Below are 21,350 nucleotides of genomic sequence, written 5' to 3'. Positions count from 1 at the left end.
ATCACCGTGAAACGGAACCTCACCATTGCGCTCCTCACTCTCGCTGCGATCATGCTCGGCGCGGGCTTCTGGTTCTTCGGCACCGACCGATCGCCGGCCGTGGCAGCCGCACCCGTGCCCGCTGCGGTGCCGGTGGTCGCCGCCACGGTCACGGGCAAGGACGTTCCGATCTATCTGCACGGCATCGGCACGGTGATCGCTTACAACACCGACGTCGTGCGCAGCCAGATTCAAGGACAGATCGTCAAGATCGCCTTCACCGAGGGACAGGCCGTCAAGGCCGGCGACTTGCTCGCCCAGATCGATCCGCGTCCTTACGAGGCCCAGATCGAGCAGTTGACGGCCAATCGCGACAGGGACCAGGCGCAGCTCGCGAATGCCGAAGCCAATCTCTCCCGCTACAATCAACTCGGCGACAAGGGCTATGCGACCCCCCAACTGATCGAGACGCAGACGGCGCAGGTGGCGCAGCTCAAGGCTGCCGTGAAGGCGGACCAGGCCCAGATCGACGAGGCCAACGTCCAGCTGAGCTATACGCGCCTCTCGTCGGCCGTTCCCGGCATCACCGGCGTTCGCCAGATCGATGTCGGCAATGTCATTCATCCGACCGACGCCAATGGCCTCGTCGTCGTCACCCAGATCGAGCCGATCTCGCTGCTGTTCACCCTGCCGCAGGCAGACCTGCCGATGATCCAGGAGCACGCCGCAAAGGGCGCCCTGAAGGTCATCGCCTACAGCCAGGACAACAAGACAAAGCTCGACGAAGGCACGCTACTGCTGGTCAACAACGAGATCGCGGGAACGACCGGCACCGTCCAGCTCAAGGCGGTGTTTCCGAACCATGAGCACCGGCTATGGCCGGGCCAGTTGGTGAATGCGCGCCTGCTGCTCGAGATTCAGAAGGATGCGCTCACTGTCGCCGGCTCGGCCGTGCAGCAGGGGCCGAACGGCAGCTATGTCTATGTCGTATCCGCTGACCGGACGATTACCTTGCGTCCCGTTCACGTCGCCCAGATCACCGATGGCCAGGCCCTGATCGACCAGGGCCTGAAATCCGGTGACGTTGTCGTCGTCGACGGCCAGTATCGACTGACGGAAGGCAGCCGCGTTCTCGAGCTGCACGGCAAGGCCGCGCGTGAAGCCGACCTGCAGAGCGCCGTGCAGGACGCAATCCCATGAACATCTCCGCCCCCTTCATCCTGCGGCCGATCGCAACCGCGCTGCTGATGGCGGGCCTGCTGCTGTGCGGCCTTGCGGCTTATCCGCTGTTGCCGGTCGGCGCGCTGCCGAACGTCAACTACCCGACCATCCAGATCTCGGCGCAACTGCCCGGCGCCGACCCGGGCACGATTGCCTCGTCGCTGGCCACTCCGCTCGAGCAGCAGCTCAGCCAGATTCCCGGTATCACTCAGCTCACCTCGTCCAGTGCGCTCGGCGTGGCCCAGCTCACGGTGCAATTCGAGCTGTCGCGCACGGTGGACAGCGCAGCGGTGGACGTGCTGGCCGCGATCAATGCCGCGAGCCCGTTCTTGCCGCCGAATATCCCCTACCCACCGACGATCCGGAAGGTGAACCCGGCGGAGACGCCGATCATGCTGATCGCGCTGACGTCCGACTCGCTGCCGCTGACCACGGTCGATGCCTATGCGGAGAACATCCTGCTGCCGAAGATCTCGCAGGTGCCGGGCGTGGGCCTCGTCGGCATCGGCGGCCAGCAGAAACCCGCAATCCGCGTTCGCGTCAATCCGCAGGCGCTTGCCGCGCGCGGCATCGGCCTCGAAGACGTTCGCAACGTGATCGCCGGCGCCAATGTCGACCTGCCCAAGGGCACGCTCAACAGCCCGCGCGTTACCTATACGCTGAACACCAACGATCAGTTGCTCAAGCCCGCCGCCTATGAAGACCTCATCATCGCCTATCGCAACGGCTCACCGGTGCGGATACGCGACATCGGTACGGCGGTCGACGGGCCCGAGAACGACCTCTTGGCCGGCTGGTACGGCAATGATCGCGCCATCATCCTGGCGGTGCAGCGCGTTCCCGGCGCCAATGTGATCCAAACCGTCGACCGCATCAAGAAGCTGTTGCCGCAACTGCAGGCCTCCGTTCCGCCCGCGATCAAGGTGACGATTGCCGCCGACCGGACCGCCACCATTCGCGCCGCCGTTTCCGACGTTCAATTCACGCTGATGCTGACGGTCGCACTCGTGGTGATGGTCATATTCCTGTTTCTGCGGAATTTCTGGGCCACGATCATCCCGGCGATCACGGTTCCCCTGTCGCTGGTCGGCACGTTCGCGGTGCTTTACGTGCTCGGCTACAGCCTGGACAACCTCTCGCTGATGGCACTGTCGATCGCGGTGGGCTTCGTGGTCGACGATGCTGTCGTCGTCATCGAGAACATCGTGCGCCATCTCGAGCAGGGTATGACGCCGATGGAGGCCGCGCTCAAAGGTTCCAGCGAAATCGGCTTCACGATCGTCTCCATCACCCTGTCGCTGATCGCGGTGTTCATCCCGCTGTTCCTGATGGGCGGCTATGTCGGCAAGCTGTTCCAGGAATTCGCGATCACGATTACCGCCGCGCTGCTGCTGTCGCTCCTCATCTCGCTGACGCTGACGCCAATGATGTGCGCGCGCCTGCTGAAGGACGACCCGCGGGCGAAGCACGGCCGGCTTTACCTCGCCTTCGAACGCGGCTTCGATGCCCTGCTCGCACTGTATGCGAGAGGCCTGCGAATCGTGTTGCGCCATCGCTTCGTGACGCTGCTGGTGATGCTCTCGACCATCGCGCTGACCGGCTACCTCTACGTCATCATACCGAAGGGTTTCTTCCCGCAGCAGGACACCGGGCAGATCGTCGGCATCACCGAAGCCGCACAGGACATCTCCTTCCCCGCGATGTCCGAGCGCCAGCAGGCGGTCGTCGATATCCTCTCGAAGGATCCAGCGGTCCAGTCGGTGGCGAGTTATATCGGCCCGGGCGGCCCGACCGCGACGCTCAACCAGGGACGCATTTTCATCGTCCTGAAGCCGAAGCCCGAGCGCAAGGCCAGCGCCGATCAGATCATCGAGCGGCTAGGGCCTCGGCTCGCCCATATTCAGGGCATCAGGCTTTACATGCAGGCCGCGCAGGACATCACCATCGGCGCACGGCTGTCGAAGACTCAGTATCAGTACACGCTGACGGACGCCGATTCCAACGAGCTCACCAACTGGTCGGCGATCTTTCTGGAGAAGCTCCGCGCGCTCGACCTCATCACCGACGTCGCGAGCGACCAGGCCAATGCCGGCCCGAGGCTGGAGGTCACCGTCAATCGCGAGGTCGCATCGAGCTTCGGCATCCTGCCCACGACGATCGACAACACGCTCGATGACGCATTCGGCCAGCGCATCGTCTCCACGATGTTCACCTCGCTGAACCAGTACCATGTCGTGATGGAGGTCGACCCACGTTTTCAGTACGGCCCCGAAGCGCTCAAGGACATCTACCTGAACTCGGCCACCGGCCAGCAGGTCCCCCTGAGCACGCTGGTTCACAGCGAAATCAAGCCCGCGCCGATCCTGATCAACCACCAGAGCCTGTTCCCCTCGGTGACAATCTCGTTCAACCTGAAGCCCGGCGTCGCACTGGGCGACGCGGTGGCGGCGATCCAGAACATCGAGAAGAGCACCGGCAAGCCCGCCTCGCTAACAGCTTCGTTCCAGGGCAATGCGCAGGCGTTCCAGTCCTCCCTGTCGGGCACGCCGCTATTGATCGGCGCGGCGCTGATCGTGATCTACATTATCCTCGGTGTGCTCTATGAGAGCCTGATCCACCCCATTACGATCCTGTCGACGCTGCCGTCGGCGGGCATCGGCGCGCTGCTCTTGCTGCTGGCGGTCCACGTGGATCTCAGCGTCATCGCCATCATCGGCATCATCCTGCTGATCGGCATCGTCAAGAAGAACGGCATCATGCTGGTCGATTTCGCCCTCGAGGTGGAGCGCCAGCACGGGCTCAGCCCGGAAGAGGCGATCTACCAGGCCTGCACGCTGCGCTTCCGCCCCATCCTGATGACGACGATGGCGGCGCTGCTGGGCGGCGTACCGCTGATGATCGGCTCCGGCACCGGCGCCGAGCTGCGTCAGCCGCTCGGCTACACTATCGTCGGCGGTCTGATGTTATCGCAGATCCTGACGCTCTACACGACGCCCGTCGTCTATCTCTATCTGGACCGGCTCAGCAATTGGCTCACCGGACGCAAGCCGCGGTCGGCCGAGACATCCACTCCAGCCACGCGCGAAGCGGATACTGGATTGCGCCATGAATCCGCTTGAGTAGTTAACTGGCGGCATGATGCCAGCTCGATCACAGCTTCGTGCGTTTTGACAAAGCGCCGACGAAAAGGCAAAAGACCGGCCTCCGGCGGGGCGGTAAACCTTTTGCATGACGCTCGAATGCCTGGATGGCTCCGACCCCGTACAGCCTCGTCGATGGTGGCGCCGTTTGCTGCCGATCCACACAATACAGGATCGGATTCTGCTGTGGGCTTGGGGTAGCCTTGTTTTGACCTTGCTGTCCTTCGCCTGCTCGCTGCTCGGAGACAATTTCGCGGCGATTGCCTTCGCCGCTTTTCTGGCCGCTTCGCTGACGCTCGTCGGCGCGGTCATGGACATCACCGCGCAGAAGAAGGCCCATGCCGAGCTGGAGCGGAGCGAGCAGCGTTACCGCCATTTGTTCAGCCGGATGCCGATCGCGCTTCGGCAGCTCGACACCAGCAGGCTGATGGCGCTGTTCCGAAAGTTGCGCGCCGAGGGCGTTACCGATCTGGGCCTCTATCTCGATAGCCATCCCGATTTCCTCCGGACCTGCATGGACGCACTCTCGATTCAGGAGGCCAACGAACGGGCCATCCAGAGTTTCGGGGAAGGCTATGTCGGACGTTCCATGGCCGAGACCTGGAAGCAACGTCCAGATACATTCCGCCGGGCTATCGAGTCCCGCTTCCGCGGAGAAACGAATTTCGAGGAAGAGACCCAGATGGTCACGTGGGACGGCCGCATCGTCGACGTTCTCTTTACGACGGCTCGCGTCGGCCCCATTGACAATCTCGAAGCAAGCCTGGTCGTTACCATCGACATTTCCGAACGCATTCGCGCCCAGCAGAAGCTCCAGCAGGTACAGGCCGAGTTCGCGCATGCCGCGCGCGTCTCGATGCTCGGCGAGCTCACCGCGTCGATCGCGCACGAGGTCAATCAGCCGCTGGCCGCCATCGCCACCAACGGCGCCGCCGGCCTACGGTGGCTGAACAGGCCCACGCCCGATATCCTCGAGATCCGCAAGACCATCGAGAACATCGTCGTGGATACCCAGCGCGCCGCGAACATCGTGGCGCGCGTTCACGGGATGGCCTCCCGGAAAGCCCCCGAGCAGGCATTGCTGTCCTTTGACGAGATCATCCGCGAAGCACTTCTTTTCCTTCAACACGAGATGGAATCCCGCAGCGTGACGATCCTGCACCGGCCCGATCCGGGCGCGCCGCTGGTTCTCGGAGATCGCACCCAACTCCAGCAGGTGATCGTCAATCTCGCTATCAACGCGGCGCAGGCAATAACGCAGGCCGGATATGACGATCGCAAGATCGTCATCAGCACGGTCACACAGGACGCCGCAACATTGTGCTGCTCGGTGGAGGACAACGGTCCCGGCATCGCCGCCCAGCATGCAAATCGTCTGTTTGACAGCTTCTTCACGACCAAGGACAGCGGCATGGGCATGGGATTGCCGATCTGCCGGTCAATCGTCGAAGCGCATGGCGGCCGGATCGGCGCTGAAGGCAATGGTACGAGTGGCGCCCGGTTCTGGTTTACGCTGCCCATCGCCATCCCCGTCGATCCGCCGCGCTGCGACCTTCACGCGGATATGTGACTCCGGCGGTGCCGCTATTCCCCTGCCGCGGCCGCACGCACCAGGCGGATCGGGACGCCCTTGTATGATGGCGTGAAGCTCAGGGGATCACGGGCATAGAGCGGCACCAGCGGATTGGTCTCCGGATAGTACGCCGCGCAACAGCCGGTCGGAAAGGCATAGGCTACCACGCGGAAGTTACGCACGATCCGCTCGGCGCCATCGGTCGAGGCGGTTATCAGGTCGACGCGGTCGCCGTCGGCAAGCCCGCGCTTGCTCATCTCGTATTCGTTGAGGAAGACCACGTCGCGCTGGCCGAACACGCCGCGATAGCGGTCGGACATCGAGTAGAGCGTCGTGTTGTACTGATCGTGGCTGCGTATGGTTGTGAGCCACAGGAAATCGGGATCGCTCTGCGGCGGGTCCTCGCCGCAACCCGGGAAGACCAAAAAGTTCGCTTTGCCCGACGGCGTCGCCCAGATGCGCTCGCGTGCCGTCGAGGTAAGATGGAAGCCGCCGGGGACGCGGATGCGGGCGTTGTAGCCCTGGAAGATCGGGAATACCGCCTCGATCGCATCGCGAATCCGGTCGTAATCAGCGACGAAGCCGTCCCAGTCGACCACCGTGCGCTCGCCCAGCGTCGCCTTGGCGACGCCGGCGACGATCGCGATCTCGCTGAGGAGATGCTCCGATGCCGGTTTGTTGCGGCCGGCGGACGCATGCACCATCGACATCGAATCCTCCACCGTGACCGACTGTGGCCCCGATTGCTGCACATCGATCTCGGTGCGCCCGAGGCACGGCAGGATCAGGGCGGCGTGGCCGTGGATCAGGTGACTGCGGTTGAGCTTGGTTGAGACGTGGACGGTCAGATCGAGCTTGCCAAGCGCAGCCCGCGTCGCCTGCCAGTCCGGAATGGCCGCGGCGAAATTGCCGCCCATCGCGAAAAAGGCCTTCACCTCGCCGCGGATCATGGCCTCCAACGCGGTCACCACGTTGTGTCCCGGCGCGGCCGGAGGCTTGAAGCCGAAGCGTTGCTCCAGGCGCTCGAGGAAGTCCGCCTTGGGAACTTCCGTGATTCCCACGGTCCGATCGCCCTGCACGTTGGAATGACCGCGAACCGGGCATACGCCGGCGCCATCGCGCCCGACATTGCCGCGCAACAGCGCGAGGTTGGCGATCTGCTGGACGTTGTTCGCACCGCGCCAGTGCTGGGTGATGCCCATTCCGTACACGAGGATGGCGCGCTCGGCCTTCATATAGGCGCCGGCCGCATATTCCATGTCCTCGCGCGTCAGGCCGGACTGACGTTCGATGTCCGGCCATTGCGTGCGCTTGAGATCATCGATCAGCGCTTCGATGCCGATGGTGTGGCCGCGAATGAAATCCCAGTCCAGGATCTCCGGCTGCTCGGCGGCACGAGCGGCCTCGTCGGCTTCCACCAGAATCTTCATGATCCCCTTGAGGACGGCGACGTCGCCGCCGACCCGCACCTGGAACAGTCTTGAGCTGATCGCCGTCGACGACAGCGTGATCATCTCGACCGGGCTCTGCGGCGCCTGGAAGCGCTCCAGCGCCCGCTCACGGAACGGGTTGAACGAGATGATGGACGCGCCGCGGCGTGCCGCATTGCGAAGGCTGGTCATCATCCGCGGGCTGTTGGTGCCCGGATTCTGGCCGAAGATGAAGATGCAATCGGTCTTGTCGAAATCCTCCAGCAGCACGGTGCCCTTGCCGACGCCCAGCGAGTACGGCAGGCCGACGCTGGTCGCCTCGTGGCACATGTTCGAGCAGTCGGGAAAGTTGTTGGTGCCGTATTCGCGCACGAAGAGCTGATAGAGGAAGGCGGCTTCGTTCGAAGTCCGCCCGGACGTGTAGAACTCCGCCATGTTCGGATCCGGCAAGGCCTTGAGCTCGCGACCGATCATGTCGAATGCATCGCTCCACGCCATCGGGAGATAGCGGTCGGATGCGGCGTCGTAGGCCACCGGATGAGTGAGCCGCCCGACCATTTCGAGATCGTAATCGTTCCAGCCCGCGAGCTCCGTGACGGTATGCTCGGCGAAGAATTCCGGCGTGCAGCGCTTCGATGTTGTCTCCCAGGCGATCGCCTTGCCGCCGTTCTCGCAAAATTCGAATGACGAGGTATGCTTCGGATCGGGCCAGGCACAGCCGGGGCAATCGAAACCCTCCGGTTGATTCATCCGGCTGAGCGTCGCTGCACCTTTCAGCGGCGCCCGCTGCACCAGAAGCGCCTCGCTGAGCGCCTTGAGTGCGCCCCAGCCGCCGGCGGGCTCGCGATAGGGACGAACCGATTTCGTGGTCATCTCGATATCTCTCGATATGGCAATTCTCCGGTTCAGTTAAGGATCGCGCAGGCAGAGCCGTCTTTTCAGAACGAAGCCGAATTTCGCAATTGCACACGTTCGATCCCGGGCGGCGGGCCGAAGCAGCCATGCATTCCGGCAAAAACAGCGCCGTTCGCGGAAGCAGAAGCGGCAAGCGGAAACTAGGTTTGTCGGCCGGAGCCCCGTCGCTACGGGAGGGCTTTCGACAGTTTTCAGGAGCGACCCAAGATGTTTTCACGACGTGATTTGCTGGCCATGTCCGCGGCAGGCGCCGCCATGGTCGGTTCCAGTGCGCAGGCCGCAACCTTCGGCAATCCGGACGAGCCGCCGCAAGGCGCCGTCAACGCCAAGAGCCCCGGAAGCCTGACTGATCCCGGTCCGCAGAATCCCGAACTGGGCAAGCAATTCCCCTCCGCACAAAGCCCGCCGGCGACCGACGTCGGTGGCTTGCCGATGGATTGGGCCTCGTTCAACAATGCGCCGAGGCGCATCCAGAATGGCGGCTGGGCACGGCAAGTCACCGTCGAGGACTTCGCCATCTCGAAGGAAATCTCCGGCGTCAACATGCGGCTGTCCGCCGGCGGCATCCGCGAGTTGCATTGGCATCAGGCGGCCGAATGGGCGATCATGACCTACGGCAGCTGCCGCATCACCGTGCTCGACACGCAGGGGCGCCCCTATGTCGGCGACCTCAAGGCCGGCGACCTCTGGTATTTCCCACCGGGCGCACCGCACTCGCTGCAAGGCCTGGGGCCTGATGGTTGCGAATTCGTGATCTGTTTCGACGACGGCCACGCCAATGAGTTCAACACGCTGCTGGTGACGGACTGGCTCGCCCATACGCCGCCCGAGATACTCGGGAAGAATTTCGGCGTCCCCGCCGACGCTTTCGCGAAGATCCCGCTGCACAATCGCTGGATCTTCCAGGGCACGCTGCCCAGCGATCTCGCCGCCGATCGTGCCGCAGTCGCCAAGCATGCCGAAGCACCGCCCTATCCGTTCATCCATTCGCTCGGCAGTTCGGCGCCGGTAAAGGAGAGCTCCGCCGGCAGCATCCGCGTCGCCGACAGCAGCAACTTCAAGGTGGCCACCACCGTCGCCGCGGCGCTGGTGACGATGCCGCCGGGAGCGGTCCGGGAGATGCACTGGCATCCGAACGCCGACGAGTGGCAGTACTACATCAAAGGCAAGGCGCGGATGACGGTGTTCGACACCGGCCCCAACGCGCTGACGACGGATTTCTCGGCCGGCGACATCGGCTATGTCCGGCGCAATCTCGGCCATTATGTCGAGAATGTCGGCGACACCGAATTGCAGTTCGTCGGCGTGTTCCGTGCGCCCCGCTACGAGGAGGTGTCGCTCTCCAACTGGCTGACACACACGCCGGCCAAGCTGGTAGCCCAGCATTTCAACATCGACGAGAAGCTGATCGCCCAATGGCCGGACAGTAGCCCCGGTGTCATGCCCAAATCCTGAAGCAAAGCCACATAGGGACCAGAACGAGGAAGGCGCCGAAACCGGCGCCTTTCTTTTTGTTCGCCTTTCGAGCCGTGCAGCGGTCAGTAGTGATCGGCCGCTGGGGCCGCCTTGCCGCGGAAAACGCGATAACCGACGGCGACATAGAGCAGCATCAGCGGGAATACGACCAGGCCGGCGCCCCAGAACATGAAGGCGAGACTTGCATGAGGCGCCGCGGCCTCGTCGATCGTGATGACGAACGGGATCATGTAGGGCCAGAACGACAGAGCGAGCGTGGCGAAAGCCGCCACGAAGATCAGCGCGACCATATGGAACGGCCAATAATCGTCATGGACCAGGATGCTCTTGGCCAGCATCGCGGCCGCACCGGCGCCGATCGCGGGAAACACGAGCAGATAGGGCCGGTCGGTCCAGCGCTGCAGAATCGGAAGATGCTCGGCAAGCGCATATGCAAAGACGACGACCAGGAACACCAGGACGCCGGTCGCCAGCGGCGGGATCTGGCTCCGCGCGGCATCCCGAACGGGACCATCACTCTTCCTCACCAGCCAGCAGGCCCCGAGCAGCGAATAGCCGAAGCAGAGTCCGATGCCGCACAGGGCGGAAAAGGCGGTCAGCCAGCCGAGCGTTCCACCGGTATAATCGCCGTTGGAGAACTGAAGTCCTTCGACGAGAGCGCCGACCATCGCGCCCTGCATGAAGCTGGCGGCGAACGAACCCGCGACGAAACCGACGTCCCAGACCCAGCGCGAACGGAGGGCTTTGCCGCGAAACTCGAAGGCCACGCCGCGCAGGATCAATCCAAGCAGCATCACGACGACAGGGATATAGAGGGCCGACATCACCATGGCGTAGACCACGGGGAACGAGCCCCACATGATCACGCCCGTGACGATCAGCCAGGTCTCATTGCCGTCCCAGACCGGAGCGACCGTGCTCAGCATGGCATGCCGCTTCGCCTCGCTGCCGGCCACACCGAACAGCATGCCGACGCCGAGATCGAACCCGTCGAGGAGGAGATAGATCAGAATGCTGATGGCAAGAAGGGCAACCCAGTACATCACCATGGTTACTCTCCTGCCTCGAGATAGCTGCGGGCGGTCGGCACCTGATCGGCGAGCGACATCGGCCGATTGGGCACGGGAGCGTGGAGCGGCTTGCCGCCGAGTCCCGCCGGGCCGGCACGCAGCAGCCGATAGATGTAATACGTCCCGAACGAAAAGATGAAGGCGTAGACCGCGACGAACAGGATCAGGGAAGCCAACGCAGCCGACGCGGTCAGGAACGGCGTCACGGCGTCCGCAGTGCGGAGCACGCCGTAGATGGTCCATGGCTGGCGCCCCACTTCCGCGGTGTACCAGCCGGTGAGAATTGCGATCCACGGCAGCGGGAAGCTGAGGAAGATGCCCCACAGCAGCGGGCGGCTCCGATCGAGCCGATGCTTGAGGCCGAGCCAAGTCCCAAGCCAAGCCAGCCCCAGCATCACGAAACCGCAGCCGACCATGACGCGGAAGGCGAAGAAGGGTATCGTCACCGGCGGCCGGTCCTGCGGCGCAAAGCTGGTCAGGCCGACCTCTTTCGATGTCAGGCTCATGCTGCCGATGATACTGCCGAGCACGGGAATCGATATCGCGTATTTGTTCGATTCGGTGCTCGAATCCGGAATTGCGATCAGCACCTCCGAGGCCGGCTGCTCGTCATGCCAGCGTGCCTCGATCGCGGCGAACTTGGCCGGCTGGTAGTCGTGGACGTAATCACCGACGAGATGCCCGATGAAGAGCTGGACCGGCAGCAGCACTGCCGCGAGCGCGAGGCCCATCCGCAGCATCACATGTGCCTCGGCGCGATAGGTCCGCCGCAGCAGATACCACGCGCCGGTCGCCGCCACGCAGAACGCGCCGGTCAGGTAGGACGCCAGCAGCATGTGCGGAAACCGGACCCAGACCACGCGATTGAAGATGATTTGCGCCCAGTCATCAGGCACAAACTGGCCGTTCTGCAGGACGTAGCCGGTCGGCACCTGCATCCAGCTGTTGTTGACCATGATCCAGAACGCAGACAGCGTGGTTCCGAGCGCAACCATCGCGGTCGAGAACAGGTAGAACCACGGCGACACCCGGGGCCGGCCGAAGATGAGGATGCCGAAGAAGCCCGCCTCCAGCATGAAGGCGGTGAATGTTTCGTAGGACAGAAGCGGGCCCTGGATCGGACCCGACATCTTCGAGAGCACGCTCCAGTTCGTTCCGAACTGAAACGCCATCACCACGCCCGATACGACGCCCATGCCGAATGCCACGCCGAAGATCTTCAGCCAGAACGCGAACAGGGTCCGGTAGACCGGCTTGCCGCTGTACTGGTGCATCGCTTCCAGCACGGTGAGCCAGGCGGCAAGCCCGATCGTGAATGCCGGGAAGATGATGTGAAACGAGATGGTGAAGGCGAATTGCAGCCGCGACAGGAGGAGTGCCGTCGGATCCATCGGATAGACTCCCGTTCGCTCACGCCCGGTTCGCGGCCGCCGGCGCGCGTGCGGCCGGCTGCGGAATGTTGTCGACCTTAAGGGCCGCGGCCGCACCCGGGAGCTTATCCGCGGGGACGGCGCATGCGCTTCCGCGAAGGAACGTCCTTTTGCCGAATGGCATGGTGAACGCCTCGACCCGCGCGAGCGAGCGCGACGTCAGCGCGAATGGCTTCGCTGGCGGCAGAGCCAGAGCACGTACACCGACGATGCAATCGGCAGAGCGAGACTCCAGGTTCCCAACCATTTCGTCACGCAACCGCCGACGGCCGCCCCTAGCAGGAACGCCAAACAGAGCGTGAGCATGGTTCCGGCGCCGCGCGCCGCATCGCGATCAGGCGCCGCAACGAACTGATCCATGGCGCGGAGCATGTTGCCGGTGACCGTGACCGAGAGGTATTTCCAGTGACCGACCTGTCTGAAGCTTGCCGACTGCAGCGCGACGCCAAAAGAGATGACGAGGATCGTGATCTCATCCGAAACGCGATGAAGCAACAGCATCGTCGCGGCGAGACAGACGATCTCTCCGATGAGGCAACATAACGCCGCCCGGGTGCGAACCGCCACCAACGCTCCCAGGACAAAGGCCACGAGCGGAAGAAGATGATGAAGCGCGCGCTGCCATTGCCCTGATAGCGCATAGATTCCGAGGAAGACGACATTACCGGTCTGCGAACTCGCGAAGACGCCGAGTGACAGCCAGGTAAACGCGTCGAGGAAACCGCCCGACATGCTCAGCACAGAGGCAACCAGCAGCGATCGTTCCGGCGCACAGGCTTCGACGCTTGTCCCGGCCAGGGGCTCCAGTGCTGCAGTTTGCATGGCCATATTCGCCGGTCCGCTGAAGTCAGCAGCCGGCGCGCGGCGCGGCCTCGTCAGGCAGCAGAACACGGCGCGGATGCGTGAACACGCCGTATCCGTCATCGCGGGCGACGGCGAGTAGCGTGATTCCCGCCTCGTTCGCGGTCTGGATCGCGAGCGCGGTCGGCGCGGAAACGGCCACAACGACCGGCGCGCCGATCATCGCGGCCTTCTGCACCATCTCCACCGAAACCCGGCTCGTCAGCAGCACGGCGCTGTCGCAGGCTGACTTGCCGTCGCGGACGATGGCGCCGGCAAGCTTGTCGAGCGCATTGTGCCGGCCGACATCCTCCCTGATCAGAGCAATGCCGGTGCGAGGGCGCCACAAGGCTGCCGCGTGAACGGACCGCGTATGTTGGTTCAATATCTGGAGGGGAGACAGCGCATGCATGGCGTTCAGCAGGTCCCGCGCATGAAAGGCAATGCCACGCCCTTCAACGCGTAACGGCGCGCGACGCGCCTGTTCAAGGCTTTCGATGCCGCATAATCCGCATCCGACCGGACCGCTGATGGCGCGGCGGCGTGCGGCCAGGGTCGTCGCGCGGTCGCCGTCAAGCCACATCCGCACCTCCATGCCGAGTTCGTTCGAGATCAGCTCGATGCTCCTGATCTCGCTTGCGCGGTCGATGATCGCCTCGGTCAGGCTGAAGCCGAGACCAAAATCCTCCAGATCGGCCGGCGTTCCCATCATCACGGCATGGGTCGATCCGTTGTAAGTGAGCGCAATGGCGCTCTCCTCGGCAACCAGCCGCGACGTCGATGTCGTGCGGCCACCGCGCCAGGCGATCTCCCGGTGCCGCGTGAATGTCGAACCTGTCATCATGGCTCAGACCGTCGCCGGCTCGGCCGAATGCCGCGAGGCCCGGCTTCTGAGCGCGAGCCCGAATGCAATAAAGCCCCAACCCTGGAAGACCAGATCCACGACCAGCATCGCACCGAGCAGCCACAGGCCGACGGCAGGCAAGACCGCAATCAGCATCGCGCCGACGCAGAACGTCACAACGCCGGCCGCCACGATCCAGCGCCAGCCCGCGGCCGGCCGCAGATGGAAACCCGTCCAGATCCGTGTCGCACCGGCAACGACCAGGAGAGCACACACCACGAGCGACAGCGTGAACGAAGCCAGCAGCGGATCGTAGAGGACGACGGCTCCGGCAGCGGCATAGACGATCCCGGCGAACAGCCAGAACAGGAAGCCGCGCAGGCCGTGCACCGAAAAGGCATGCACGATCTGGAAGATCCCGGCGACTGCCATGCTGACGCCGATGACGAGCACGGAGGCGAGGCTTGCTGCCATCAGATTGGCCGACGCAATGCCGCCGAGGATCAGTTCACCGACCCCCAGCGCAACGAACCAGCCCCATTTTCCGCTGATCGCGTGAACGGCCCTTCCGAGCGACGCCTTCGAGTTCGACATATCCGTCATGGCTTGACCCTTGTACGTATGACCGGCCTGCCGGTCATGGATGCGGTCAAGCCTATAGAGATCCACGTCCAGTCATCTTTCGAGGATGCAGCGCCATTGTTTCATCCGCACGATGTGAACGCTGCTGCGGGATTCACGACCGATGGGTACGTGGCGTGCGCCCTGGTCGATCAATGCGAAGACGATCAGACAGCAATACGCGGACGCGAGGATCTCCCTCGCTTCCGCGTCGTCGCTGCGCGGCGGCCCGCTTCGCTTTGCGGCCGCATCCCATACCAGGTGCTTACGAGTTCGGGCCGTCCCGGCCGGTCTCGTACAAGAACCAGATCCGCCGTTCCGTCTCGTCGATCCAGTTTTCCAGCAGGCTTGCGGTAGCGACATCGCCGTATTCGTCGCAGAGCTCGTGGACCCGGCGCATTTCTCGCGTCAGTTGCTGATTGTCGCTGCGCAGCTCGGCCAGCATGTCCTGCGGCTCGACATAATCGGCGTCGTTGTCGAGAATGCGCTGCTCGCGCGCGATCTGGCCGATCGAGCGCAGCGTGGTTCCGCCGATCTTGCGTGCCCGCTCGGCAATGTCGTCGGTCATGGCAAAGATCTGCTCGGCCTGCTCGTCGAGCATGAGGTGGTAGTCGCGAAAGTGCCTACCCGACACGTGCCAGTGGAAGTTCTTGGTCTTCAGGTACAGCGCGAAGACATCAGCCAGCAGCGCTCTCAGCGCGGCTGGAACGTCCCGGTTCGCATTGGCCCCGAGATCCGTCGGGCTTTGGAGATCTGCTTTGGTCATTGTCGTCATCCTTGCTGGAGGCTGAAAAATTTGAGCCGCGCATGTCGCCGACGCGCCAAGCGCTCATTCTGCCGGCGTCGTCCCATTCCCGAGTGGAAAGAGTGCGATCGTCCCGAACACGCCGTCGCGGCGAACCATTGCGTGGAACAGCGCCGCCGCCAGATGCAGTAGCACGAGGGCAAAGAACGCGAAGCCCAGGTAAAAATGAGCATTCCATAGCAATGTGTGCACGCGGTCGCTCTGCGGCAGCAACGCCGGAATTCGAATCCCGCCATACAGGACAACTGGATAAGCCGCAGCCCAAAGCATGCCGAGACCCAGCAACGGCATGACGATCATGAAGCCATAGAGGAGCCGATGCGACAATCTTGCTCCCAGCTTGATCGCCGGCGGAAGATCTGCCGGCAACGGCGGCGCGCCGTAATGGAGCCGCAGCGCCAGCCTGATCACAACGAGGACCAGAAGCGTGACGCCGAGCGTCTTGTGGATCAGGATGAGCGGCAAGTACTTCGGCGCCACGGTGGACACCATGCCGACGCCGATGAAGAACATGGCAACGATACAGGCTGCCATCAGCCAGTGCAGCAGCCGCTGGATCAGGGCGAAACGATGCGGAGCGTTGCTCATGGCCTCGCCGACTCGGTTCGCGGATAGTCGCCGGCTTCGGCCGCACGCAAATCGTAGGACTTGCGGTAGACCGACGAGCGCGCGGCCGGGAAAGGATCGTCCGACAGCCGGATTCCCCGCGGCAGCACGGTCGGATCGAAGTTGATGTCGCGGCAGGGTCCATCCCGCTCGGGTTCGATCCGCTGCACGGCAAGCGTTCCGAGCTGCACCGTACGGCGCCCCTCGGGCCAGGGCCTGCTCGGGTCCGCGATCGGATCGCCGGGATCTGCGACCGTCGTAACCATGGTCCAGCGCTGCGGGCCGACGGTCCTGATTCGCTCCACTATCTCTTGCTCGAGAAAATCCGGACCGCGCTTTTCCAGCTCGGCTTGCGAAACCGGAACGGGCTGCACAGTGGGCAGCAGCGACCATCGCACCGCGTGCTCCCCGCCCTTCGCGTTCGTGAAGATGAAACTGTTGAGCCCGTGGTAAGGCTCCTCCGCATAGCTGGTGGTCCAGGGCGCCGTCTTCGCCCAGGTCGCGAAGGCGGCAAATTCCGGATTTGCGTGGATGAAAATCTTCATCGCCTCCGGCTCCTTCTCGGCGGATGCGATCAGCAGGTCGTGAAACGCCTGCGGCGTGGACACTGCAAAGAACGGCGGGTTGATCAGGGCCATCCGCCACTCTTCGCCATCCGCTGCGGCGATCTGCAATCCCAAACCGCGCACACGGACAGTTGCATCCACGGCGTTCGGATCCGCAGTGCCGAGATTGAAGCGACCCAGCGCCGGATACGTGCCGCGTTCGAAGACCTTGGCCCGCGAAAGTTCTACGCCGTTTCCGTTGGCCTCGAAGATGCCGGTGAAGCAGATCCCCTTCGCATGATTTCGCCGGTGCCCGAGCGGTGCGCCGCTCGGAGGCGTCAGCGCCGCAATCATCTGCTCCGGCGTCAGGCGCCCGGGCGAGAGCCAGCCCGCAGTGTACGCGAACGCCGCAGCCCCGCCTCCGAGGATGGCCGCTATCAACACGAGCGGTCCGAGTCCCGAACGCGGCAGTTTGCCTGATTGATTCATCGCTTCTCCTCGTAACGAGCGAGCTGACACAGACGCGTCACACGGCCCGTTCTGCCGAGCGGCTCTTGTAGCCGGCGGCCACAGCCGCGATCTTCTGAAAGCCAACGCCAATTTCGCGAAGGCACGTTCGAGCCTGCCCGGTCCGCGGGAGACCCGTCCTCATCCGCTTTCGGGCTTTCTCGAAATATTTCGTGCGATCTGGAAATCAGCCGCCGGGCTCGAAAGACCCGTCTTGCGCCCGGCTGTATTTCAGGAACTCTTCGCACAAGGCCAGGGATCAATCGCCAAACGACGAACGTGTCGCGATGGCGCTGGCGTCTTTGCGGAAGGTGGAATGCGATTGGGATTCGAATGGGCAAAGTGATCATCGTCACAGGAGCTGCGAACGGCATCGGACGAAGCACCTGCAGGAAATTGGCACAGGCCGGCCACACGGTCTACGTTTCAATGCCGGAAGTGGATGAGCACGGCGGCGCGGATGGCGGAGCCGAGGACGGCAAGCGTGGCGCGGACCTCCGAACCATCGCGTTCGACGTCTCCTCGGAAGCCTCCGTCAACTCGGCTATCGACGCCATCGTCGCTGAGAACAACCGCCTCGACGTGATCGTGCACAATGCCCGCCAGGTCCTCTACGGGCCGGCGGAGGCCTTTACACCGGCCCAGCTTGCCGAACTCTACGACACCAACGTGCTGAGTGCGCAACGGCTCAATCGGGCCGCGTTGCCACAGTTGCGCAAGCAGGGCCATGGCCTGCTGATATGGGTCTCGTCGAGCAGCGCGCGAGGCGGCTCGGTTCCTTTCCTGGGCGCCTATGCTTCCTCAAAGGCTGCCCTGGATGCGCTAGCGCTCGGCTATGCCGGCGAGCTCGCGCGTTGGGGTGTCGAGACAACCATCGTCGTTCCCAGCGCGCTCGGGCCCGGCCACTACATTCGCTCCGGCCGGCCGCTGGACACCGTTCGGGCAGAGGAATACGCGGATGGTCCGACGGCCGATTTGAGCGAGATCGCGCTGTCGGCACTTGGGCAGCTTCCGGCGAAGGATCGAACTCCGCAAGACGTCGCGACCGCCATAGCCGATATCGTCGATATGCCATTCGGACAGCGTCCGCTACGCGTTCATTTCGGTCCGGACGACGACGGGGCTGCAGCCGTCGACACCGTCGCCGACAGCGTCCGCGCGGAACTGCTCCGCCGGATCGGACTGGAAGACATTCTCAAGCCGACATTGATCTGATAAGGCGCGCATCGTGGCGCCGCACATCCAAGCCTCAGACGAAAGTGATAGAGCCCGATGCTTTACCCCGAAACTACCGGATGTTACCGTTTAAGGGCCACTGCGTTCACACGTCTTGGTGTGCTTCCAAGTCATAGAACGTGACGAGTCGTGCGCCGGGTTGATATCCGAAAATGGTCCCCCGCTGGCAAAGCAACGACATGATGGCCCAAGCCGGCCGCTCCGCTCAAGACGAGTCCGCCCATGAGATCTTTCTCTTCGGGCCGTTTCGCCTCGACCTCTCGCAGCGGCGGATTGAACGAAACGGGAGCCCGCTCCGATTATCGGATCGTGCGTTCAACATCCTGCTCGCGCTGGTCCGGCAGGCCGGCAACGTCGTCAGCAAGACGGATCTGATAGCCACGACATGGCCGGGCGCCAACGTCGAGGAAAACAGCCTGCGTGTCCATATCGCCGCACTCCGCAAAGCACTCGGAGACGGCGATGCCGGCGCCAGATATCTGAGCACGGTCTCCGGCCAGGGCTACTGCTTCGTCGCCGCGGTCTCACGCCCCAAACAGAGGCAAGCTGCGTCGACCAATCCGACTTATGTCCACAATTTGCCGGCGCATCCCCGGCAGATGGTGGGGCGTGAGCATACCATTCAGGACATCTCGGAAAGTCTGAGAGCCCACCGCTTCGTCACGGTTGTCGGCCCCGGCGGCATCGGCAAGACCCCGGTCGTCATTTCCGCGGGCCACGCCCTGCTCGCGGAATTCGCCGGACATGTCCACTTCATCGGTCTCGGCGAAACCGGCAACGCCGCTCCGGTGCCGGCGATCGTCGCATCGTCACTTGGACTGCCGGCGCGATCGAATGATCCGGCGAGCAGCCTGGCGGCATTCCTGCGCGACAGGCGCATGCTGCTCATTCTGGACTGCTGCGAGCATGTCATCGAAGCAACGGCGGCGCTGGCCGAGCGGCTCTACCAGGCGGCCCCGGAGCTGCACATCCTGACCACGAGCCGGGAGTTGCTGCGCGTCGAAGGCGAGTTCACATACCGTCTCCCGCCGCTCCCGAGCCCGCCGGAGAAGGCCGTTCTGACGGCCGCGAACGCCCTCGCTTACCCATCCGTGAAACTCTTCGTGGAGCGTGCGACTGCAGGAGGCGGCGAGTTCACGCTGACGGATGCGAACGCCCCGGACGTCGGCAACCTCTGCCGTCGGCTCGACGGCATCCCGCTTGCCATCGAACTCACCGCCGGCCATGTGGGCGCATACGGCGCGAGGGCGATGGTCCAGCTCCTCGATCAGCACCTCAATTTGCTGTGGGAGGGGCGACGCACGGCACTGCCCCGACACCGGACGCTGCGCGCAACCATCGAATGGAGCTACAATCTTCTATCCGAACCGGAGCGCGTGATTCTCGGCCGGCTGTCGGTGTTCGTCGGCGGCATGACCCTGGACGCCGCCCGATCGATTGCCGCGGCCACGGAGGACGACGACACGATCCTGGCGATCATCGACGGCCTCGTTGCCAAGTCGATGCTTACACTGAACACCGGCTCGCAACCAACCCGCTACCGCCTTGCCGACTCGACCCGGGCGTACGCGCAAGAGAAACTTGTCGCCAGCGGGGACGCTGGCGCGATCTCGCGACGTCACGCCTGCTACTTTCGCGGTCTCCTTGAAAGGATCGGGAGCGAAGCGAACCGAGACCTTTCGGCGGTTGCCGAGGAGCTCGGTAACGTCCGCGCCGCGCTGACGTGGTGCTTCTCCGATCAGGGAGACCGCAAAATCGGCGTGGCGCTCGCTGCGGCATCGATTCCGCTGTTTTTCAAGCTGTCGCTCCTGGCGGAATGCGAACTCTGGGTCACTCGCGCCATCGAAGCACTGGATGAAACCAATGGAAGCATCAGGCAGGGTCTCGTCCTTCACACTGCGCTGGGCGCCGCCCGCATGCTCACGGGACGGCTCGACGGAGTGGGCGTTAATCATCTCAACCGGGCGCTTGAACTGACCGAGAAGATCGGCGACGTGCAAGGGCAGATCCGTTTGATCGACCAGTTGCACCTGCTGCAATTGTTCGTCGGCAGATATGATGAGGTACTGGCCACCGCCAAACGCGGCGAAGCCGTTGCGCTGACCAGCAACGATCCCATTGCCGTCGCGCGCATGCGCGTGTTGCTCAGCATCTCCTACCAATATCTCGGCAGGTTCGTTGAGTCCCGCTCATACATCGAAGCGGCGTTGCGTCATCCGGGCATGGATGGGGACATCCTTAGCGGCCTCACCCTCGAATACCCTAAACGCGCTCAAATCACCCTTGCGCGCGTCCTCTGGCTTCAGGGATATCCGGATCAAGCAGCGCAAATGGTGCGCCGGGCGATCTCCGACGTGATCGCGACGAACCATCCGGTCATGTTCTGCCGAGCGTTAGCATGGGCATTCGACGTCTTCTTCTGGAATGGCGATCTGGCGGATTGCGAAGAACACATCGACAGGCTCGTCGTGGAGGCTCGAAGGCACAACCTCGCCATTCTCCAGATGGTCGGCGAGGCGATGAAGGGGATTACGCTGCTGGCCCGAAGCGAGACCGGCATCGGGCTCGCTATGCTGAAAGGCTCGATCGACAAGCTGCAGAGCCAGAGCTTCGGTGCGGTCGCAGGGTTGCGCATGTCCCTCGCCGATGCCTTGTCGGCTACAGGTCACGGTGACGAAGCCCTCGACACCATTGATCAGGCGATTGTCCAGGCCCGGCACTGCAACTTCATGATGGAGATGCCCGACATGCTGCGCGCAAGGGCTGAAGCGCTGATGCACAAGAGCAATCCGGATCTTTCGCAGGCGGAGATGAGCTTCGTGCAGGCGCTCGACCTCGCTCGTCATCAAGGAGCGCTGGGCTATGAGCTTCGCGCGGCGATCGGGTTTGCGAGACTATGGCAGCGAGGCGGTCGCTGCCAGGAGGCGCACGATATGCTTGCGTCCGTCTATCTGCGATTTACCGAGGGCTTCGATACGCGCAGCCTCAAGATGGCGAGAGCGTTGCTTGCCGAGCTGAATCCGGCGCGCCCGTACGCGTCTGCGGCCAAATGACCCTCTCCTGATCCATAAGCGCCCTTTGCCCCGACCGATGCGGTGCTCGCCGAGGCTGC

Annotated in this window: 16 protein-coding genes; 6 read left to right on the top strand and 10 right to left on the bottom strand. The window is 63.5% G+C overall.

Going from position 1 to position 21,350, the window contains the following annotated elements; translation table 11 throughout:
* The first annotated feature begins 6 nt into the window (after positions 1-6).
* Both ABIB80_RS08860 and ABIB80_RS08855 read left to right on the top strand, forming a co-directional pair.
* Positions 7-1,179 (top strand): efflux RND transporter periplasmic adaptor subunit, encoded by a 1,173-nt coding sequence (locus ABIB80_RS08860; protein WP_354127205.1) that lies wholly within the window; start codon positions 7-9, stop codon positions 1,177-1,179.
* A complete protein-coding gene (locus ABIB80_RS08855) occupies positions 1,176-4,319 on the top strand; it encodes an efflux RND transporter permease subunit (RefSeq protein WP_354127204.1) in 3,144 nt (1,047 codons plus the stop codon). The genes ABIB80_RS08860 and ABIB80_RS08855 overlap by 4 nt, the downstream gene beginning before the upstream one ends.
* A gap of 31 nt (positions 4,320-4,350) precedes the next feature.
* Here ABIB80_RS08855 and ABIB80_RS08850 read toward each other — a convergent pair whose 3' ends face one another.
* Positions 4,351-5,181 (bottom strand): hypothetical protein, encoded by an 831-nt coding sequence (locus ABIB80_RS08850; RefSeq protein ID WP_354127203.1) that lies wholly within the window; start codon positions 5,179-5,181, stop codon positions 4,351-4,353.
* A gap of 15 nt (positions 5,182-5,196) precedes the next feature.
* Between ABIB80_RS08850 and ABIB80_RS08845 the strand changes: the two genes are divergently transcribed.
* The gene (locus tag ABIB80_RS08845) at positions 5,197-5,910 is read left to right on the top strand and encodes a sensor histidine kinase (protein WP_354127202.1); all 714 of its coding nucleotides are present in this window, start codon (positions 5,197-5,199) and stop codon (positions 5,908-5,910) included.
* 14 nt (positions 5,911-5,924) lie between these two features.
* On the opposite strand, the gene ABIB80_RS08840 is transcribed toward ABIB80_RS08845, so the two are convergent.
* Complete coding sequence (locus ABIB80_RS08840) at positions 5,925-8,216, bottom strand: FdhF/YdeP family oxidoreductase (RefSeq protein WP_007596060.1); 2,292 nt, start codon at positions 8,214-8,216, stop codon at positions 5,925-5,927.
* A 249-nt stretch (positions 8,217-8,465) separates the two neighbouring features.
* Between ABIB80_RS08840 and ABIB80_RS08835 the strand changes: the two genes are divergently transcribed.
* Positions 8,466-9,713 (top strand): oxalate decarboxylase family bicupin, encoded by a 1,248-nt coding sequence (locus ABIB80_RS08835; protein WP_007596061.1) that lies wholly within the window; start codon positions 8,466-8,468, stop codon positions 9,711-9,713.
* A gap of 83 nt (positions 9,714-9,796) precedes the next feature.
* Here the strand turns inward: ABIB80_RS08835 and cydB are convergent, their stop codons facing one another.
* From cydB to ABIB80_RS08795, 8 genes are all read right to left on the bottom strand, one after another.
* Entirely contained in the window at positions 9,797-10,783 is a 987-nt protein-coding gene (cydB, locus tag ABIB80_RS08830) for a cytochrome d ubiquinol oxidase subunit II (RefSeq protein WP_219681600.1), read from the bottom strand.
* A gap of 2 nt (positions 10,784-10,785) precedes the next feature.
* A complete protein-coding gene (locus tag ABIB80_RS08825; protein WP_354127201.1) occupies positions 10,786-12,195 on the bottom strand; it encodes a cytochrome ubiquinol oxidase subunit I in 1,410 nt (469 codons plus the stop codon).
* A 198-nt stretch (positions 12,196-12,393) separates the two neighbouring features.
* Positions 12,394-13,062 (bottom strand): YoaK family protein, encoded by a 669-nt coding sequence (locus ABIB80_RS08820; protein WP_354127200.1) that lies wholly within the window; start codon positions 13,060-13,062, stop codon positions 12,394-12,396.
* A gap of 19 nt (positions 13,063-13,081) precedes the next feature.
* Entirely contained in the window at positions 13,082-13,918 is an 837-nt protein-coding gene (gene fdhD / locus ABIB80_RS08815; RefSeq protein WP_354127199.1) for a formate dehydrogenase accessory sulfurtransferase FdhD, read from the bottom strand.
* A gap of 3 nt (positions 13,919-13,921) precedes the next feature.
* A complete protein-coding gene (locus tag ABIB80_RS08810; RefSeq protein WP_354127288.1) occupies positions 13,922-14,521 on the bottom strand; it encodes an HdeD family acid-resistance protein in 600 nt (199 codons plus the stop codon).
* A gap of 283 nt (positions 14,522-14,804) precedes the next feature.
* Positions 14,805-15,305: a Dps family protein gene (locus ABIB80_RS08805; protein WP_007596078.1), complete on the bottom strand. Its 501-nt coding sequence runs from the start codon at positions 15,303-15,305 to the stop codon at positions 14,805-14,807.
* A 63-nt stretch (positions 15,306-15,368) separates the two neighbouring features.
* Positions 15,369-15,932 carry a cytochrome b gene (locus tag ABIB80_RS08800; RefSeq protein WP_354127198.1) on the bottom strand — a complete coding sequence of 188 codons (564 nt, stop codon included), beginning with the start codon at positions 15,930-15,932 and terminating at the stop codon, positions 15,369-15,371.
* A complete protein-coding gene (locus ABIB80_RS08795; protein ID WP_354127287.1) occupies positions 15,929-16,984 on the bottom strand; it encodes a catalase family peroxidase in 1,056 nt (351 codons plus the stop codon). The genes ABIB80_RS08800 and ABIB80_RS08795 overlap by 4 nt, the downstream gene beginning before the upstream one ends.
* 351 nt (positions 16,985-17,335) lie before the next feature.
* Between ABIB80_RS08795 and ABIB80_RS08790 the strand changes: the two genes are divergently transcribed.
* Positions 17,336-18,217 carry an SDR family NAD(P)-dependent oxidoreductase gene (locus ABIB80_RS08790; RefSeq protein WP_354127197.1) on the top strand — a complete coding sequence of 294 codons (882 nt, stop codon included), beginning with the start codon at positions 17,336-17,338 and terminating at the stop codon, positions 18,215-18,217.
* A 200-nt stretch (positions 18,218-18,417) separates the two neighbouring features.
* Positions 18,418-21,291 carry an ATP-binding protein gene (locus tag ABIB80_RS08785; RefSeq protein WP_354127196.1) on the top strand — a complete coding sequence of 958 codons (2,874 nt, stop codon included), beginning with the start codon at positions 18,418-18,420 and terminating at the stop codon, positions 21,289-21,291.
* Positions 21,292-21,350 lie beyond the last annotated feature (59 nt).

The organism is Bradyrhizobium sp. i1.15.2, from assembly GCF_040548425.1.
Taxonomy (GTDB): Bacteria; Pseudomonadota; Alphaproteobacteria; order Rhizobiales; family Xanthobacteraceae; genus Bradyrhizobium; species Bradyrhizobium canariense.
This window is presented reverse-complemented; position numbering and strand designations above follow the sequence as displayed.

Bases quoted from the DNA above. Each gene is read 5' to 3' on its own strand.
- ABIB80_RS08855 (WP_354127204.1), top strand. From the start codon at position 1,176: ATGAACATCTCCGCCCCCTTCATCCTGCGGCCGATCGCAACCGCGCTG.
- ABIB80_RS08850 (WP_354127203.1), bottom strand. From the start codon at position 5,181: ATGCGCGAACTCGGCCTGTACCTGCTGGAGCTTCTGCTGGGCGCGAAT.
- ABIB80_RS08845 (WP_354127202.1), top strand. From the start codon at position 5,197: ATGCTCGGCGAGCTCACCGCGTCGATCGCGCACGAGGTCAATCAGCCG.
- ABIB80_RS08840 (WP_007596060.1), bottom strand. From the start codon at position 8,216: ATGACCACGAAATCGGTTCGTCCCTATCGCGAGCCCGCCGGCGGCTGG.
- ABIB80_RS08835 (WP_007596061.1), top strand. From the start codon at position 8,466: ATGTTTTCACGACGTGATTTGCTGGCCATGTCCGCGGCAGGCGCCGCC.
- cydB (WP_219681600.1), bottom strand. From the start codon at position 10,783: ATGGTGATGTACTGGGTTGCCCTTCTTGCCATCAGCATTCTGATCTAT.
- ABIB80_RS08825 (WP_354127201.1), bottom strand. From the start codon at position 12,195: ATGGATCCGACGGCACTCCTCCTGTCGCGGCTGCAATTCGCCTTCACC.
- ABIB80_RS08820 (WP_354127200.1), bottom strand. From the start codon at position 13,062: ATGGCCATGCAAACTGCAGCACTGGAGCCCCTGGCCGGGACAAGCGTC.
- fdhD (WP_354127199.1), bottom strand. From the start codon at position 13,918: ATGATGACAGGTTCGACATTCACGCGGCACCGGGAGATCGCCTGGCGC.
- ABIB80_RS08810 (WP_354127288.1), bottom strand. From the start codon at position 14,521: ATGACGGATATGTCGAACTCGAAGGCGTCGCTCGGAAGGGCCGTTCAC.
- ABIB80_RS08805 (WP_007596078.1), bottom strand. From the start codon at position 15,305: ATGACCAAAGCAGATCTCCAAAGCCCGACGGATCTCGGGGCCAATGCG.
- ABIB80_RS08800 (WP_354127198.1), bottom strand. From the start codon at position 15,932: ATGAGCAACGCTCCGCATCGTTTCGCCCTGATCCAGCGGCTGCTGCAC.
- ABIB80_RS08795 (WP_354127287.1), bottom strand. From the start codon at position 16,984: ATGAATCAATCAGGCAAACTGCCGCGTTCGGGACTCGGACCGCTCGTG.
- ABIB80_RS08790 (WP_354127197.1), top strand. From the start codon at position 17,336: ATGGGCAAAGTGATCATCGTCACAGGAGCTGCGAACGGCATCGGACGA.
- ABIB80_RS08785 (WP_354127196.1), top strand. From the start codon at position 18,418: ATGATGGCCCAAGCCGGCCGCTCCGCTCAAGACGAGTCCGCCCATGAG.